Annotated in this window: 15 protein-coding genes and 1 riboswitch; of the genes, 5 read left to right on the top strand and 10 right to left on the bottom strand. The window is 35.7% G+C overall.

The annotated features are described in order from the left end of the window. Positions 1-82 precede the first annotated feature (82 nt). Together Ana3638_RS06995 and Ana3638_RS06990 are read right to left on the bottom strand one after the other, a co-directional pair. Positions 83-1795, bottom strand: coding sequence for a bifunctional diguanylate cyclase/phosphodiesterase (locus Ana3638_RS06995; RefSeq protein ID WP_161837383.1), 1713 nt, complete (start codon positions 1793-1795; stop codon positions 83-85). A gap of 78 nt (positions 1796-1873) precedes the next feature. Continuing rightward, positions 1874-1956, bottom strand: a riboswitch (cyclic di-GMP riboswitch). A gap of 294 nt (positions 1957-2250) precedes the next feature. Beyond that, a complete protein-coding gene (locus Ana3638_RS06990) occupies positions 2251-2406 on the bottom strand; it encodes a hypothetical protein (RefSeq protein ID WP_161837382.1) in 156 nt (51 codons plus the stop codon). A gap of 99 nt (positions 2407-2505) precedes the next feature. Between Ana3638_RS06990 and Ana3638_RS06985 the strand changes: the two genes are divergently transcribed. The 5 genes from Ana3638_RS06985 (at position 2506) to Ana3638_RS06965 (ending at position 8929) form a co-directional block, all read left to right on the top strand. Beyond that, positions 2506-3456, top strand: coding sequence for a helix-turn-helix domain-containing protein (locus Ana3638_RS06985; protein WP_161837381.1), 951 nt, complete (start codon positions 2506-2508; stop codon positions 3454-3456). Positions 3457-3658: 202 nt separating this feature from the next. Continuing rightward, positions 3659-4600, top strand: coding sequence for a helix-turn-helix transcriptional regulator (locus tag Ana3638_RS06980; RefSeq protein WP_161837380.1), 942 nt, complete (start codon positions 3659-3661; stop codon positions 4598-4600). Between the two features lie 24 nt (positions 4601-4624). Beyond that, a complete protein-coding gene (locus Ana3638_RS06975) occupies positions 4625-5575 on the top strand; it encodes a helix-turn-helix transcriptional regulator (protein WP_161837379.1) in 951 nt (316 codons plus the stop codon). A gap of 872 nt (positions 5576-6447) precedes the next feature. Beyond that, the gene (locus Ana3638_RS06970) at positions 6448-8388 is read left to right on the top strand and encodes an endonuclease MutS2 (RefSeq protein ID WP_161837378.1); all 1941 of its coding nucleotides are present in this window, start codon (positions 6448-6450) and stop codon (positions 8386-8388) included. 130 nt (positions 8389-8518) lie between these two features. Beyond that, positions 8519-8929, top strand: a complete 411-nt coding sequence (locus Ana3638_RS06965) for a four-helix bundle copper-binding protein (protein ID WP_202621581.1) — start codon at positions 8519-8521, stop codon at positions 8927-8929. Between the two features lie 96 nt (positions 8930-9025). On the opposite strand, the gene Ana3638_RS06960 is transcribed toward Ana3638_RS06965, so the two are convergent. The 8 genes from Ana3638_RS06960 to Ana3638_RS06930 all read right to left on the bottom strand — a co-directional run bounded on the left by Ana3638_RS06960 (position 9026) and on the right by Ana3638_RS06930 (position 18103). Then, entirely contained in the window at positions 9026-10378 is a 1353-nt protein-coding gene (locus Ana3638_RS06960; protein ID WP_161837377.1) for a sensor histidine kinase, read from the bottom strand. Positions 10379-10412: 34 nt separating this feature from the next. After that, a complete protein-coding gene (locus Ana3638_RS06955) occupies positions 10413-11135 on the bottom strand; it encodes a response regulator transcription factor (protein WP_161837376.1) in 723 nt (240 codons plus the stop codon). 4 nt (positions 11136-11139) lie between these two features. Next, positions 11140-11262 (bottom strand): LDCC motif putative metal-binding protein, encoded by a 123-nt coding sequence (locus Ana3638_RS25685; protein ID WP_281352890.1) that lies wholly within the window; start codon positions 11260-11262, stop codon positions 11140-11142. A gap of 133 nt (positions 11263-11395) precedes the next feature. Beyond that, positions 11396-12079, bottom strand: a complete 684-nt coding sequence (locus tag Ana3638_RS06950; RefSeq protein WP_161837375.1) for a hypothetical protein — start codon at positions 12077-12079, stop codon at positions 11396-11398. Between the two features lie 135 nt (positions 12080-12214). Further along, on the bottom strand, positions 12215-14680 hold the full coding sequence (locus Ana3638_RS06945) for a heavy metal translocating P-type ATPase (RefSeq protein ID WP_161837374.1): 2466 nt from the start codon (positions 14678-14680) through the stop codon (positions 12215-12217). Positions 14681-14862: 182 nt separating this feature from the next. Beyond that, positions 14863-15144: a hypothetical protein gene (locus tag Ana3638_RS06940; protein ID WP_161837373.1), complete on the bottom strand. Its 282-nt coding sequence runs from the start codon at positions 15142-15144 to the stop codon at positions 14863-14865. A gap of 338 nt (positions 15145-15482) precedes the next feature. Next, entirely contained in the window at positions 15483-17702 is a 2220-nt protein-coding gene (locus Ana3638_RS06935) for a heavy metal translocating P-type ATPase (protein WP_161837372.1), read from the bottom strand. A gap of 23 nt (positions 17703-17725) precedes the next feature. Continuing rightward, positions 17726-18103, bottom strand: a complete 378-nt coding sequence (locus Ana3638_RS06930) for an ArsR/SmtB family transcription factor (RefSeq protein WP_330587911.1) — start codon at positions 18101-18103, stop codon at positions 17726-17728. Positions 18104-18164: the final 61 nt, after the last annotated feature.

The raw sequence follows: 18164 nt of genomic DNA, 5'->3' as shown, positions 1-18164 counted from the left end.
ATTTATTTTATATAAAGTTACTACAAACAAAAAAAAGACACATAATCCTGCCTTTTAGTGCATAGGATATGTGTCTGAATAATTAATTATTAATATAACCAAATGTATACTGTTCAAACTTAGGAATGGGTATCGGTTTTGAATAAAAATAGCCTTGGGCTGTTTCGCAGCCGGCTTCATATAGAAATTCCGCCTGCACAAAGTTCTCAACCCCCTCAGCTATGACTTCAATATTTAACTTTTTCGCCATTGCTATGGTATATTGAATAACCGTTTTACCTCTTTCTGTAGCTACTACTTCATTTAAAAAACCCCGGTCAATCTTAATTACATCTACAGGTACATCTTTCAGCATATTAAGCGATGAATAACCTGTCCCAAAATCATCCATGGAAAGGATAAAACCTTCTTTTTTTAAGCACTGCGCCAAATAGGATAACTCATCCAGATTGTTAAGAAAAGCTGTTTCTGTTAGTTCCAACTCAATAAGATTCCGCGGAACCTGATATTTTTCCGCTAACAGAATGAATTTCTGAACAATATCGGAATTGTGTAAGTGAAGACGGGAAACGTTAACTGAAATCGGGATGGGAATAAAACCTTCATCCAACCACTTTCTTAAAGTCGCAAACGCCATCTCCCAAATTAGATAATCTAACTTGATAATAAAACCGTTCTTTTCAAACAATGGAATGAACCGCTCCGGTGAAATGATTCCTTTTGATGGATGAACCCATCTGACCAAAGCCTCAGCACCTACAACTTCCGTAGTCGCAATTAATACTTTCGGCTGGAGGTACATTTCAAACTCCCCATTATCCAGCGCTAAGTTCATTTCATTCTCGATATCTTTGTCTTCAATTCCCCGCTGCCGTAATGTTTCATCATAATAGGCTACTAACTTTAATACATTTCCTTTAATCGTCTTTTTAGCAAGACTGGCACGATCACATAAAGTAATGATATTCGTTTCATCTTCCGCCTTACATACGCCAAATGAAAGCATTACCCCTAAATTTAAGGGGTATTGTTTCATCTCTTCTCTCAATAAATCTGCCATATTATTAAAATCGGAGTCTTTATTATATTGCATTAAAATTGCGAAATTGTCGGCGTACATGCGGCAGTGTAAAAATTGACTGATTTTGGTTTTCAAAATATAACCAATATATTTTAATACTCCGTCCCCTTCTTTTGACCCATATAAATCATTAATAATTCGAAATTTATCAATATCGAAAACAACTACCGCATATGACTTATCCCGGTTATTTCGGATTAATTCTTCCGCATCAACAGTAAACTTCAGAAGATTGGGAATATCGGTCAGTGCATCTTTCTCTGCGCGGTTTTTTATTTTTTCGAATGCTTCCATCTCTGCACTTACATCCTGAGCCGTCCCTAAGACCCGAATGAGTTTACCGCATTCATTAAAAATACTTTTTTTACTGCTTCTTATCCAAGCATACCTGCCATCCGGATTTTTTCGCCGGTAGGTAATGGAATGGGAATGACTTCCGTCCTTACCATGTTTTATAAAATTTTTAAAATTGTCCAAATCATCCGGATGTACATTCTTACTACATACCATCTGTTTTAAGATAGCCTGCTTTTTGAATGGTATTCCTGTTAGTTCAATAAAGTTATCCGATACATAAACTTCGTGGTTTATAAGATTTAAATCATAAATAAACAAGTTAGTCTGCTCAATTATTACGCTGTAGCGGTCTTGTATTTTATTAAACGTCTCATTATCACTCACTTTTAATTCCGAACTGCTTCTTCTTTCGTCCATAAAATACCTCACCTCGCATAAACCAAAGCAGAAAAAACTTAAGCTTAAGTTATAATTTTAATCAACATACATTGACCATATTGCAACTGGCTGCCATACCTGTTAGTTTAGGCCCTTTAGTTTTGCGCCGCTGCCTTTAGGCAGGTTTGCTAGCATTATTCTAAATACTTATGGTAAAAATTTTATATGAACTCCCCTCAAAGTTTTAATAAAATTTTTATTTAAATTTACCTTAAATAAAAAGCTTAAGAGCGTTTTTAAATATGTACTTGTCCTTAGATTTTAAACTTTCTAAGTGAGCAATATTGATATGTTTTTTAAAATTTTTCTTTATTCTCTCCTTTCTCTGAATAGTTTTTATTAGTGCTAAAAGAAAACCTAGAAAAATTAGCAGATTCTGTAAGGTTTTATTACAACATATTTGATAAATTTCCCCTAATATGTTATAATTTGTATTATCTAGATTCAAAGTACCAGTTACCACTATTACTTGAAGCAGTTATCCCCTCAGATGGTTTAAACTGGTTAGATAATAAAGTTACATTTGAAATTGTTAAAGCAATAATAGCTAAAGCCAGAAAATAACGAAGCTTGGAAATAAGTTTTCTCATTTTCTTATCCTCATCTTTCATATTTGTAACTAAATTATAACATTATTTTTTTAATGAATAAATGGACGCTTGCGTCCAGTAAAAGTTAGGTGATTACCAATGAATTATGAACATTTTGGCGTGTTTTTACGAGAATTAAGATTGTCACGGAATATGACCAGAGAGCAGCTGGCTCAGGATATCTGTACTCCAAAGCAAATCTACAGAATTGAAAAAGGGGTTTATGAGCCTTCGTTATATCTGATAAATCAATTATCTATCAAGTTTAATATGGATTTAAATGAGTATTTTAAAATGTATTTTACCAGTAATACCATAGCAGGATTAGAAGGAATAAACTCCATTAATGCTGCTATAGAAAGAGAAGACATACAAGTAATAAAATCCACGATTGATAAGTATGAAAAGATGGAAGACTTTAAAAAAGGTGAAAATCTTCAGCATATATACTATGGTAAAGCACTTTGCTCCGCGATAATAGATAATGATTTCAATACTTCCTTAGACTACTGTTTTAAGGGTATACGGATAGAATATCCTGAATTTAATATGAATAATATTTCCAAAACCATGTATTCTAATATTGGTATATCAATTTTAAATTGCATAGCCCAGAATTATTTTGCAATGGAACAGCATGATAAGGGCATGAAAGTACTTACTGAACTTCTCGCAGTATTAGAGGCTTTTGTAATAAATTCACCTTATCCGTTGTTTCAGGCCTCTCAATTTTCACAAAAGATATATCAGGGGGTATTATATAATGTCAGCGTTCATCTATTTGATCACGGTGATATAAAAGAAGCTCTAACTTACGTGGAAAAAGGTATCGCTTTCTCCTTAAAGGTATATAATATACGCCATCTTCCTAACCTGATATTTATGAAATTTAAAATCCTTTACTGTGAGCAAAAATATGAAGAGGCCAGGGAATACTATAACCGAGCTGTTAATCTTTATAAAATAACAAATAAGGAAGCTCTTTTAGGTGAATTGGAAGATACAGCTAAAACAGAGTATCCTGAAATATTTAAGGAAAAGTATACATAAATAAATTAATTATATGCTAACGGTAATACCAGGAAAAATAAAAGTTATCGAAGCTCAGTATTTATATCCATTATTATATTATGTTATTCTTGTAAAATAAATAGACATTTGTGTCTATCTTTAAAAAGACATTAAATGTTATAAACTAAAAATAGTTAATACTTTTTGAAATAACTTTCAAAAAGGTGAGGTGGATTTAAAAATGAATTACGAACATTTTGGTAATTTACTTCAGGAATTAAGAATAAAATATCATATGTCCAGGGAAAAACTGGCTCAAAATATATGTACTCCCAAACAAATATACCGGATAGAACGAGGAGATTCTGAGCCCTCCATCTACCTTTTGCATCAATTATCCATTAAATTTAATCTGGATTTAAATGAGTATTATAAGATGCATTTTACCAGTAATACCATAGCAGGTTTGGAGGGAATTAAAACCATAAATGCAGCTTTAGAAAGCGGAGATATGACTTTATTAAACTCTTTAGTTTATAAATATGAAAAACAAGAAGAATTTAAAAAAGGTAGCAATCTTCAGCATATATATTATGGTAAAGCACTTTGTTCCGCCTTATTAGATAAGGATTACAAGACTTCCTTAGATTATTGTTTTAAAGGTATCCAAGTAGAGTACCCAGAATTTAATATAAGTAAAATAGATAAAAATACATATTCTAACGTTGGTATCGCACTCTTAAATTGCATAAGCCAAAATTATTTTGCAATGAATCAATATAATAACGGAATGAAAGTTCTTTTTGAACTGCTTAATGTATTAGAAACCTATGTTCTAACATCTCCATATCCCATGTTCCAGGCATCTCAATTTTCTAAGAAAATATATCAGGCAGTATTATGTAATATCAGCGCTTCTTTATTAGATAATGGTGAAATTGAAAATGCGCTCGATTATGTAGAAAAAGGAATTCAATTTTCAATAAAAGAGAACAATCTACGATTTTTACCTGATTTATTGCTAATGAAGTTTAAAATCTTCTATTATAAAAAAAATTATGAGGTTGCCAAGGAATATTATAACCGTACTATTTATCTATATAAAATAATCAATAAAGAAAATAAAATATCCGAATTGGAAAAATCGTCCAAGGCGGAATACCCAGAAATATTTACGGAATAATTGTTTATGCCAAGAGGTGTTAAAATGAATTACGAACATTTTGGTAATTTACTTCAGGAATTAAGAATAAAATATCATATGTCCAGGGAAAAGCTGGCTCAAAATATATGTACTCCAAAGCAGATATACCGGATCGAACGAGGAGATTCTGAGCCCTCCATCTACCTTTTGCATCAGTTATCCATTAAATTTAATCTGGATTTAAATGAGTATTACAAGATGCATTTTACCAGTAATACCATAGCAGGTTTGGAAGGAATTAAATCTATTAACGCTGCAATTGAAAAGGAAGACATACAATTAATAAAATCCACGATTGATAAATATGAAAAGCTGGAAGACTTTAAAAAAGGGGAAAATCTTCAGCATATATACTATGGTAAAGCACTTTATTCCGCTATATTAGACAATGATTATAATACTTCCTTAGATTACTGTTTTAAGGGTGTACGAATCGAATATCCTGAATTTAACATGGATAACATTTCCAAAACCATGTATTCAAATATTGGCATAGCAATTTTAAATTGCATAGCCCAGAATTATTTTGCAATGGAACAGTATAATAATGGTATGAAAGTACTTACTGAGCTTCTCGCGGTATTAGAGACCTTTGTAATAAATTCACCTTATCCGATGTTTCAGACCTCACAATTTTCACAAAAGATATATCAGTTAGTATTATATAATATGGGCGTTCATTTATTCGAGCATGATGAAATAATCAAAGCACGGAGTTACATAGAGAAAGGCATCGTATATTCTCTAAAGGAATATAATATACGACATCTTCCTAACCTGTTATTTATGAAATTTAAAATCCTATACCATGAACAAAATTATAAGGAAGCCAAAGAATATTATAACCACACGATATCTCTATATAAAATAACGAATAATAAAACTAAATTGGCTGAGATCGAAGACACGGTCAAAACAGTTTATCCTGAAATATTTAAAGAACAACCTGCATAAGTAAAGATTATAAATAAATTACCGCTTAGCTTAATACTTTTAGCTAAGCGGTATTTACTAGATAAGGGGGGCCTTTCCAGTAAATTATTTACATTTATATTTTACCAATATCCTGTTCATATGTATATGGACACTTATGTCTATACAACTTTTAAAAGAATAAACATGCACGCGAAATACTTCTAAAATTGTGCAGGACTGTACCGGCTTTTTATTCCCATGATTTTTAAAACAATTCTTTTTGAGCTGCAAAATAAATCTTTCAGGCTTCTGTTTTACAATAACTTAAAAAATAATTTAAGGCTTCTTTTCGAAATATAGCTTTGACAATTCATTCCAAGTATGATACAATGCATATGCTATATCATATATAATTAAAATTAACATGTTTGAAAGGATGGTTTTGATGTCGGTATTATCTGTAAAAGAGGTTTGTGCTAACTAGCACTTAACAGAATGAATAAGTAAAGGTCATGGCAGTATCAGATGCCTTATTTTGTTGTGCCTTTACTTAACTACCTTTACAGAAAATACTCATATGCGGACGTCCTGGCGATAGATTCGGCATAATAGGTATATCCTGTTATGCCTTTTTTCGTTTACGACTTATAAAGTTATCAGGTTATGGAACTATAGCAAAATTCTTAATGTTTAACTTGGGTGAATCGTAATTATAGATTCAAACGAAGTAGATGATTTTGATTTTTGCTATACTCTCTAATATTCTGATTCTATACCCACAGGGAAACTCTGCTTTTTGTAAAGGTGGAATTACCCTGTGGGTTTTTAATTCCGTGATACCAAAGAATGATATCCGGGAGTATTAGCGGTTTAATATGGTTAAAATTTTAATTTATAAGGAGTCGATAGTAATGCTCGATAAAACAATAAGCGTATTGGAATTTGATAAAATAATAAATAAGTTGTGTGATATAGCAATATCTGATAAGACGAAACAAAAATTATTAACTTTGAGGCCTTTTTTATCTATCAGTGAGGTTAATTTAAGGATTAAGGAAACGACGGAAGCAAGAAAAATACTGGAGAGTATGGGAACACCGCCTTTACCTGCTATGAAAGACATGGAGAAAATTCTGGATATGACTGAAAAAGGTTCCATGCTTCTTCCGGAGCAGCTAAGTCTTGTGGGCCAGTTTATTGCGGCAAATAACCGGATGAAAAATTATTTAAAAAAAGCGGAATCCCTAGGTGTCGACATGGCATATTACGGCAACTCCCTGGTGGATTTAAGCGGTCTGCTAAATGAAATAAATGTATGCATAAGGGGTAACCGGGTTGATGATGCCGCATCAAAAGATTTAAAGGACATCCGCCGAAAGATGGAAAGTGTAAATTCCGAAATCCGTTCTAAACTGGAGAATTTATTACGCAGTAAAAAGGACTGGTTTACGGAGAGTTTTGTTTCTAACAGAAACGGACATTTTGTTCTTCCGGTAAAAAAAGAATACAAAAATCAGGTAAATGGGTCTACCCTTGATATCTCTTCTACCGGCGCCACCTATTTTATTGTACCGAATACCGTTTTAAATCTGGAAGACGAATTATCCCTGCTGCGCATCAGGGAGGAGAATGAAGAGCGAAAAATCCTGTATACCCTGACTAATCTGGTACAGGACAATTCACCTTCCATTCACTTAAATATGGAAGCACTGGAAACCTTGGATTTTATATTTGCCAAAGGAAAATTAAGCATGGATATGAACGGCGTACCGGCCGTTATGAACAATAAGCGGTATATCCATATTATCAATGGAAGGCATCCTTTTATAAAACCTTCTGACTGTGTTCCTTTGAATTTCACTATAGGTAATGAAATACGGGGTGTAGTCATCACCGGTCCCAATACAGGCGGTAAAACCGTTGCCCTAAAGACAGTAGGCCTTTTACAGCTTATGGCACAATCCGGACTGCATATTCCCTGTGAATCAGCAGAACTATGTATGAACAATATAATATTATGTGATATCGGAGATGGTCAGAGCATCACGGAGAATCTTTCTACTTTTTCTGCCCATATAACTAATATTATTGAAATACTAAGTCAAACCGATAGAGAAAGCCTTGTATTACTGGATGAATTAGGATCGGGCACTGACCCTGCGGAAGGAATGGGAATCGCAATCTCTATTCTGGAGGAATTAAAGGAAAAAGGCTGCCTCTTTATCGCCACTACCCATTACCCGGAGGTAAAGGATTATGCAGATAATACGGCAGGATTAATCAATGCGAAAATGGCATTTGACCGGGATAGCTTAAAACCGCTTTACCGTTTGGAAATCGGGATGGCAGGGGAAAGCTGTGCATTGTATATTGCAAAACGTTTAGGTCTTCCAAAAAGAATGCTTACAAGAGCTTACGAAGAAGCCTATGGCAGAAGTAATGAGGTAAAAAATGGAACTATTCCTGACTCCGCTTTCATAATGGATGCCTCAGAGGAAACCAATTATGTTATGCAAAACCATATACAAAAAGAAAAATCAGAAAAGCCGGTTAATGTAAGGAGCTTACGCTTTCATATCGGAGACAGTGTTATGGTATACCCACAGAAGAAGATAGGTATTGTATATAAAACTGCCAATGAAAAAGGAGAAATTGGTGTACAGATACAAAAAACAAAACAGCTGGTTAATCATAAAAGGCTTCAGTTAAAAGCACCTGCCACCGAATTATATCCGGTAGATTATGATTTTTCCATTATTTTTGATACGGTGGAAAACCGTAAGGCAAGGCATAAAATGGAAAAAGGATATCAACCTGACTTAAAGATTACCTATGAGAAAGAGGATATGTAAATTTACCCTGACACCCAAGCTAAAATCCTAACTTTTATCATTAATGTTTGTTTACGAACACTTATTCAATTGGTACATTATTCCGTAATTTGAATATAATAAATTGTAATCACTATGTAAGGAGTACAAAGTGGATAATAATAATAATAATATGGATTTTGAACCTGATTTTATACATTATATGAATGAGGACTTTGTTATGACAGTTCAGGATTGTGAAGCAGTCTGTGAACATATGACCCATCATTTAATAAGAATGCAGATGGCAGACAGAGTAGCACAGGCCATGTTACTGCGTGAATGCGCAGATATTTGCGGTTTAACCGCTAAATTTGCAGCACGTGATGCCATATATTCCAGAAATGCTGCCGCTTTATGTGCGGATATCTGTCATACATGCGGAACGGAATGCTTAAGTTATCCCGATGAAATGTCACAGCATTGTGCTATGGTATGTTTAAATTGTGCCAGACATTGCAGAGCATTTGCTGCTATGGGTATGCCCCCGAGAAGAAGACAAAGAGCGATGGAACAGGAATAAAAGCTATTAAACAAAATGGAACCTTCAGAGCGGATTTTATAGTCCGCTTAATAAGGTTCCATTTTTATTATTTAAAACAAAGACATAAATATATACTTAAAGTTTATTAATAATATCTTCGGATTGGGGTAATTTTATAACAAACTCCGTTCCTTCCCCATATTTACTATTAACTGTTATTTTCCCCTCATGGGCTTCAATAATAGCTTTACTTATGGTAAGCCCCACCCCGACACCACCTGTCTTTCGGTTACGGGATTTATCCGCACGGTAAAACCTTTCAAATATATGAGGCAGGTCTTCTTCCGATATCCCCATACCCGTATCTTTTAAGCTTACTATAACGGAATCTTTTTCTACTGTAGTTTGAATCGTGATTTCACCTTCGTCTTCTGAGTATTTCAGAGCATTTGATAAGAGGTTGTTAAATACCTGGCTCATTTTATCCTCATCGGCATAGATCATAATTGATTCCGGGCGGTAATTCACCCGTATGTTTTTCATTTGAAAGTTTTTTTCATAATTGTTCAGAAGTCTTATGAATAATTTAGCTAAATTAAACTCCTGTTTATGAAGCAGTATATTTTCGTTTTCAACCCCGGATAAATCTTCGATACTTCCGATTAATTTTTTTATTCTTATTATTTCTTCGTAACAGCTGGTAAGTCTTTCTTTATCCATAGCCCAGATTCCATCTAACATGGCTTCCATATGACCCTGGACGGATGTGAGAGGAGTTCTCAGTTCATGAGCTACATCCTGTGTCAGCTGCTTTTGCAGTTTATCTTTATGTTCCAATGCGTCGGATAGTTCGTTGATCGTTTCAATCAATATTTCTATTTCTTTCGTATGGGAACCGTCTGTTAATCTTTCCTTATAATTTCCTTCCGAAAGGGATAACGCTTTTTTTGCAACTTTATTTAAAGGATTGCTTAATCTTAACGACATAAAAACACCTAAAGCAAAGGCTATAATCAGGGAACAGATTCCGGTAATCAGAAACAGAGAATTAAGTGCTTTAATAAAGATTAATTCCTCATCATTAAAATAATAAGGCCCGACATAACCGGTAGTTAAAGTTCCAACCTGCACATCATCAATGGTAATGGGATAGGCTTTTTCCTGGTATTCCCCATTCCATTTATCCGAATAGCTGTACATATTCGCCCTCATATCCATAATCATAGCCTGGCATAATCCATTATTATGCTTGTATGCGGACCACACACTCTGCTTCTTATTATCCTCTACTTCAAGAATCATGCCGTTTTGTAAAGCATTCATACCGATTATTTCTAAATAACCGGTATTCCAGGCTTTTTCCTCTTCATATTTCATTTTAATCAGGTCAATTATTTCCCTGGTTTGTTTTTCCTGCCTGTGAATTACATAATTTTCAAATTGAGCCTTTAATCCGAAATTAGTCACCAGACTCGTAAGCCCAACCACAATCACAACAATAAAGATATAGGATAGGGTTAATTTACTTCTTAAGGTGTATTTCAGCTAAATCACCTCCAAAACGGTAACCAATACCCCGTATGGTCAAAATATAAGTACATTCTTTGGGATTGTCCTCAATTTTGGCACGGAGATTTTTTATATGGGAATCAATGGTTCTGTCATAACCGAAATAATCCCCGTCAAAAGCTGCATTAATGAGCTCTTCTCTGGTAAATACCTTATTCGGTCGTTTCGCAAGTGTGATTAATATTTTATATTCGCTTGGGGTAAGATAGGTAACTTTTCCTGCTTTTTTTACAGTATAATCCGTTGAATTAATGACCAGATCACCTTGATGGAAAGATAAGATTTCTACACTTGCCTCTTCTGCAGTACTCCTGCGTAATAGAGCATTTACCCTGGCAATCATTTGTCTTGGACTGAAAGGTTTCGTCATATAATCATCCGCACCAATATCCAGGCCGTTAATAATTGATTCGTCACTGCTTTTTGCCGTCAGCATAATAATCGGTACCTTGGAAGTTTTTCTGATTTCCTTGCAGATTTCTTCTCCGGAGATGTCCGGTAACATTAAATCCAATAATATCAGGTCAATTTCCTTTTGACCAAATAATCGCAATGCTTCTCTGCCGTTTGCTGCTTTTAACACTTCATACCCGCTGTTTAGCAGATAGGATTCTATAAACTCCACAATTTTTATTTCGTCTTCCACTACAAGAATTCTTTTTGAATCGTTCCCCACAAAATCACCTCTTTTTCGGACTGTTTAGTTTGCAGCAGTCCATTCGCTCTTTACCGTACAATTCTTCATTTTCTTTCGCCATTTGAAGAAGGAAATTATGAATCGCTTTTTTTATTTTTTTAAACATCCTATTCCTCCCTTACATATTCTATCGACATGGATGCAAAAAGTCAAAAACACCCTGTGAAGAATAGTATTGTATACTAGCTTTCAGGAAAGTATACTATGAAAAACCATTCTTCACAACGGGTGTATTTTTGTTAGTTTAAATCAAATGGTTTTAAAAGCTTATCAACTTCTACCATTTTACCCTTGCCATTGTCAACTTTTACTTTACCGAATACCCATCCTTCCACTTTGGCAGGATCTACACCTGCATCAATAAAAGGCTGCGGATTCAGAACAAATACCATATCTTTATCATTTTTAGCCATATCTTTCGCCCATTCAAACATATTACCGTTACCAAGTGCTATACCGTAGTGGTCTAGCTGTGCATGATAACCTATGAGCTTACGGTTTTTATCAACTATATTCTGGAATGTATCTTTGGCTGTAACATCACCGGAATAGGTAAATGCATCCTGACCTAATTCATATGGCATACGAATTCTGCCGGAAGCTTCATCATAAACATATTGCTCTCCCGGAAGCTTATTAACATCTAATCCTGCGCTCAAAAAAGGTGCCGCATCAAACTCTACCGTTGCATCAGGAACATCACTGCTAAAATCCTTGCTCCATTCAAAATATTCTCCGGTTGGGGAAACTAAAACCCAGGAATTTTTACTGTCGTCAAAAGTCACCTGATCCCCCAAGGTATTCATCAATTTATCAAAAGATGTAACTGCTGTTTTTCCGATGACATCCGCCTGTTTGCAAGCTGTTAAAACTGCTGCCAGGGTTAAAACAGCTGTTAGTTTTGCAATTTTTTTTCTTAACACAATATTTCCTCCTGTTATAATTTTGGGATTGGAGTGACAAAATCCCATTTCAAATTATGGTTCGTCAATCCGTAGCGTAATACAAAAACATAATCATCATACAACGATATAGTTTCTCCATTATGCATAATAAATTTATTTGTAAGGTTTAAATCTCTTTAATCTTAATGCGTTGGTTAATACGGAAACAGAACTTAAAGACATCGCTGCCGCCGCTAAAATAGGGTTTAACTTCGGTCCGCCGAACGCATAAAGGATACCGGCTGCAACCGGAATACCTGCTATGTTATAAGCAAATGCCCAGAACAGGTTCTGTCTTATATTTCGTATGGTACTCTTGCTTAATTGGATAGCCGTAGGCACATCCATTAAGTCGCTGCGCATTAATACGATATCTGCGGATTCCATGGCTACGTCCGTACCGGAACCGATTGCAATACCGATATCTGCCTGAGCAAGGGCAGGCGCATCATTAATACCATCTCCAACCATGGCAACTTTTTTACCTTCTGCCTGAAGTTTTTTTACCTCACTTGCTTTATCCTCCGGCAATACCTCTGCTAAAATCCTGTCTATTCCAACCTGTTTTGCAATCGCTTCAGCCGTTCTTCTATTGTCACCGGTAATCATGGCAACCTCAATTCCCATTTCATGTAATTTCTTAATCGCATTCCCACTGCTTTCCTTTACAATATCAGCTACGGCAATAATTCCTGCCAGCTGGCTGCCAAAAGAAATATACATGGGTGTTTTTCCTTCTGAGGCAAGGCGGTCTGATTCTTTCTCAAGTTCACCAAGGTTTACATTCTTATTTAACATTAACTTCCGGTTGCCCAGATATACCAGTTTACCGTCCAGTTCTACTTCAATACCATGTCCCGGTATATTGGTAAATTGATCGATTTTAATCGTCTTAAGATTTTCTTTTTCAGCACCTCTTACAATCGCTTCCCCTAAAGGATGTTCGGAACCCTTTTCAGCAGATGCGGCTATTTGCAGGAGTTTTTCTTTATCAATAATATTTGTTGTTACTATATCCGTAACTTCCGGTCTACCCTCCGTTATGGTTCCGGTTTTATCAAAAACAATCGTTTTAATTTTATGGGTACTTTCCAGTGCTTCTCCGCCTTTAATCAGAACCCCGTATTCCGCACCTTTACCCGTTCCTACCATAATGGCGGTCGGAGTCGCAAGTCCAAGGGCACAAGGGCAGGCTATAACAAGTACAGAAATAAATATCGTAAGTGCAAATACTTCGCCCTGTCCGCTTATATACCAGGCAAGGGACGAAATAATTGCTATGGCAAATACAATAGGAACAAAATACCCGGATACAATATCCGCCATTTGCGCGATAGGAGCTTTGGACCCCTGCGCATCCTCAACCAACTTAACAATTTGAGCCAGAGCTGTATCACTTCCTACTTTCGTTGTTTTAAACTTAAGTAAGCCGTTTTTATTAATACTTGCACCGATTACTTTATCTCCGACTTTCTTTTCTACCGGAATACTCTCTCCGGTTAGCATGGACTCATCCACGGAGGAGTTACCCTCTAAGACTTCCCCATCCACCGGAATTTTTTCGCCGGGTTTTACTAAAATAATATCACCGACTTCAACTTCATCGATGGGCATTTCAATTTCTTTTCCATCCTGAATTACAATTGCCGTTTTCGGAGCAAGGCCCATAAGTTTCTTAATCGCTTCCGAAGTTTTTCCTTTGGATACGGCTTCCAGAGACTTTCCTAAAAGTATCAGTGTTATTATGACACCGGCCGATTCAAAATATAAATCTTCCACATGTCCGAATTCACCGTTATAGATTCGGTAAATGGAATAGATACTGTATAAAACAGCAGCCGAAGTTCCCATAGCTATCAAAGAATCCATGTTGGGACTTCTTCTGATTATTGCACGAAAACCAATGGTATAAAACTTATTTCCTGCAATCAGTACCGGAATAACCAGGAGTAATTCCACCAAAGCATAAATTAATGGATATTGCATTGGATTAAGACCTCCGGGGAAAGGAAGTCTGAACCAGGTTATCATAGGAACCATGGCTATATACAATAAAGGTATGGAGAATATAGCTGATACAATAAATTTGGTCCAAAGGGTTTTGATTTCCTTTTGTTTTCTAATCCTATCCTCATCGGTCTTACTGCCGGCCTGCGTATCCAGTGGTTTATATCCTGCTTTGGTAATGGCATCTTTAATCTCAGATAACCTTATTTTCTGAGGATCGTAATGAACGGTTGCTTTCTCAGTTGCAAAATTTACAGTGCTTCTTTCCACACCATCTAATTTTCCAACTGCTTTTTCTATGGTTCTGGCACAAGCTGCGCAGGTCATTCCTGCTACTGATATTGTAATTTCCTTAGCATCGGTTTCTTCCACAACATGATAACCGGCCTTATCTACTGCAGATTTAATCATATCAGCAGAAACTAAAGATTCCTCATATTCCAGATGCAATTTTTCCGTAGCAAAATTAACACTGGCCTTTGAGATACCATCTAATTTACTTACCGCCTTTTCAACGGCTTTGGCACAGGCTGCACAAGTCATACCTGTTATTTTAAATTGTTCTGTTTTCATCTTTGCACCCACCTCGTGGTACTATTGCAAATTCTTACAGTTATTAACCTGAATATATTTATGAATTTTGCAATCACACCACTGCCACAAATAAAACGTGAAACACTAGTTCCACAGGTTGATAGTAACAATAAGTGGCATCCTTTCTATTTAATTTTCTTTACTTAACCTGCCTTTACCTATTATCTTATTGATTCACTGTTCTCTTCCTTACAGCATCCCTTATGTTTCCCTCCGCGCAGCATACCTATCATCATAAGCCCCATCATGATCGGGCAAATGAAAGAAGATAAGCCGGATATGACCACATTTGCTCCAGGATTGTTAATATTTAAAAAGGGCAGTATTGCTATAATTAATATAGGAAGCAAACAGCACATACCCATCATACCGATGAGTTTTAAGGGGTTATGGCTATTCCTATTGCTATCAGCAGTATCCTTAGATTTTTTCTGAAATAACATTTAATTTCCTCCTATCCTACTGGATTACTAGTTTGTAAATTCATCATATCAGAGGATTATGGATTTTTTATGGATAAGAAATTTTTATTAAAAACTTGTTGTATCAAACTTATTTCATCAAAAATTTATTATATCATATATATTTTTCTTAAACATTACTATTTATTGATAATTTTTATAATTAACAGTAGTATATTTCAGTTATTAAAAGGGTCCGACTTAATAATACCCATAACAGTATTAATTTCAATCAGACCCTGAATGTAATGTTTTTAATTTACATAAGATATTATTTAGCTAATCCCTCGTTATAGTATATCCTTTCCTAAATCACCTGATTATTCAATTTTCATGGCGCGCATAGCATTTAAGACGGCAATGAGTGCCACACCTACGTCAGCAAATACTGCTTCCCACATGGTTGCCAGTCCGCCGGCACCTAATACTAAAACAACTATTTTAATTCCCAATGCAAATATTATATTCTGCCAAACGATAATATGAGTTTTCTTTGCTATTTTTATCGCAGTGACCAATTTAGCAGGTTCGTCTGTCATCAAAACCACATCGGCAGCTTCAATGGCAGCATCGGATCCCAGTCCTCCCATGGCTACCCCAATATCCGCACGGGCAAGTACCGGTGCATCATTGATACCGTCACCTACAAAAACTAGTTTACCTTTTGTTCCTTTTTGTTTATCCAGCATTTCCAGATTATGAACTTTCTCATCGGGTAACAGCTCTGCATGTATTTCATCCATACCCAGCTTCTCCCCGATTTTTTCACCGACTGCTTTACTATCACCGGTTAGCATAACCAGTTTCTTAATTCCCATACTTTTTAAAGTCTTAAGCGCTCTTTCCGAATCTTCTTTTAATTCATCAGAAATGACGATATTACCGATGTATTTATTATTAACTGAAACATGGACTACGGAACCAATGGAATCCGCCTGTTCATAAGGAATACCGTATTGGTTCATCAGCTTATTATTACCAGCCAGAACAGTATCCCCCGTTAAACTGATTCGAATACCCAAACCTGGTAATTCTTCAAAATTATCTATTTTATTTTTATCAATCGCGCTATCATAAGCCTTTAATATGGATACTGCAATTGGATGATTGGAAAAACTTTCAGCATATGCTGCATAGCGCAGTAATTCTTCTTTGGTTGTTTTCCCTGCAGAACTAATCTTAGTTACTTTAAACACACCTTTGGTTAAAGTGCCGGTTTTATCAAAAACGATGGTATCAACATAATTTAGTGCTTCCAGATAATTACTGCCTTTCACTAATACTCCTTGTTTTGATGCCCCTCCTATCCCACCAAAGAAACTTAAAGGAATGGACACCACCAATGCACAAGGGCAGGAAATAACCAGGAATATTAACGCCCGGTACAACCAATCAGAAAAAACGGCACCCGGTATAATAAGCGGAGGAACGACTGCAAGTAAAAATGCAGCTATGGTAACAGCAGGAGTATATTTTCTTGCAAACTTTGTAATAAAAGTCTCCGTCGGAGCTTTTCTGCTGCTTGCATTCTGAACCATATCCAGTATCTTTGCTACGGTGGATTCTTCAAATTCCCGAATTACTTCTATGGTTAAAAGACCGTTTTTATTAATAAAACCGCCTAAAACACTGTCATTTATAGTAACCTCTCTGGGAACCGATTCACCGGTTAACGCTGAAGTGTCAACCATAGAAAAGCCTTCCACTACTTTACCGTCCAAAGGTACTTTCTCGCCCGGTTTAACTACGATTAATTCACCGATTCTTACTTCCTCCGGAGCTACGGTTTTAATGTCACTGCCTACTTTTAAATTAGCATAATCCGGCCTGATATCCATTAAATCGGCAATTGATTTTCTGGAACGGTTAACTGCAATTCCCTGAAACATTTCGCCAATCTGATAAAATAACATAACCGCTACGCCTTCCGGGAATTCCCCAATAGCAAATGCACCTACCGTTGCAATACACATCAGGAAGTTTTCATCAAAAATGTCACCTCTGAATATATTTTTAACAGCTAATAGAAGTACTTCGCCACCTGCTATAAGGTAACTTCCGAAGAACAAGGTAATTTTCAGCCAATTGGGAAAATCTATTGTTAAAGCAGCCACTAACAATACTACAGCTATCCCGAACTGTATCAATTTATTTTTAACGAAAGAATCGCCTCCTTCGTGGGAATTTTCACTGCAGCAATCGCATCCATCCGTGCATTCTTCTTTTATGTTACCCTGATTTTTCTCATGTTTATGTTCATTATCATATCCACTGTGTTTCGAAGACCCTGTATTATGTTTTGTTTTCTTCTCTTTAACGACAACATCCGGTTCAACTGCTTTAACAATCCGTTTAATATCTTCTAAAATAACTTCTCTGGTATCTCCTTTTTCTGCTTCCACTATCATTACCTTAGTAGCAAAGTTAAGGCTTGCATTTTTAACGGTTTCTAGTTCACTTACCCTTTTTTCAATTTTCATTGCACAGTTGCTGCAGCATAAGCCGTCCAGCACCAGTTCTAAACTATTATTTGCATTCATATAAAAGCCCCCGCCTTCCAAATTTATTTCTCATTCACATGTACTAATCCAAGACTGAAAATACTCTGTACATGATTATCATCAAGGGAATAAAAGACTACTTTTCCATCTTTTCTGAATTTAACAAGTCTGGCCTGTTTTAGAGCCCGAAGCTGATGGGAGATGGCCGACTGTGTCATATTTAACAGCGCTGCTATATCACATACACACATTTCAGATTCAAATAAGGCACATAAAATCTTAATTCTTGTAGTATCACCAAATACTTTAAACAATTCTGCCAAATCATATAAGTTTTCTTCCGGAGGCATCTGCTCTCTAACTTTGCTTACAATATCCTCGTGTATCACATTACAATTACATCGTTCAAAATCTGTATTGTTATCCATTTTTATACCCATCTGTTACCCCAGTCTGCCTGCGGTACTGCCTTAAATTAATTTATTGAAAGAATCGTATCCG

Origin of the sequence: Anaerocolumna sedimenticola, from assembly GCF_009931695.1 — a bacterium.
GTDB lineage: Bacteria > Bacillota > Clostridia > Lachnospirales > Lachnospiraceae > Anaerocolumna > Anaerocolumna sedimenticola.
Note: the sequence above shows the minus strand (reverse complement) of the source record. Positions and strands in the feature narration are given on the sequence as shown.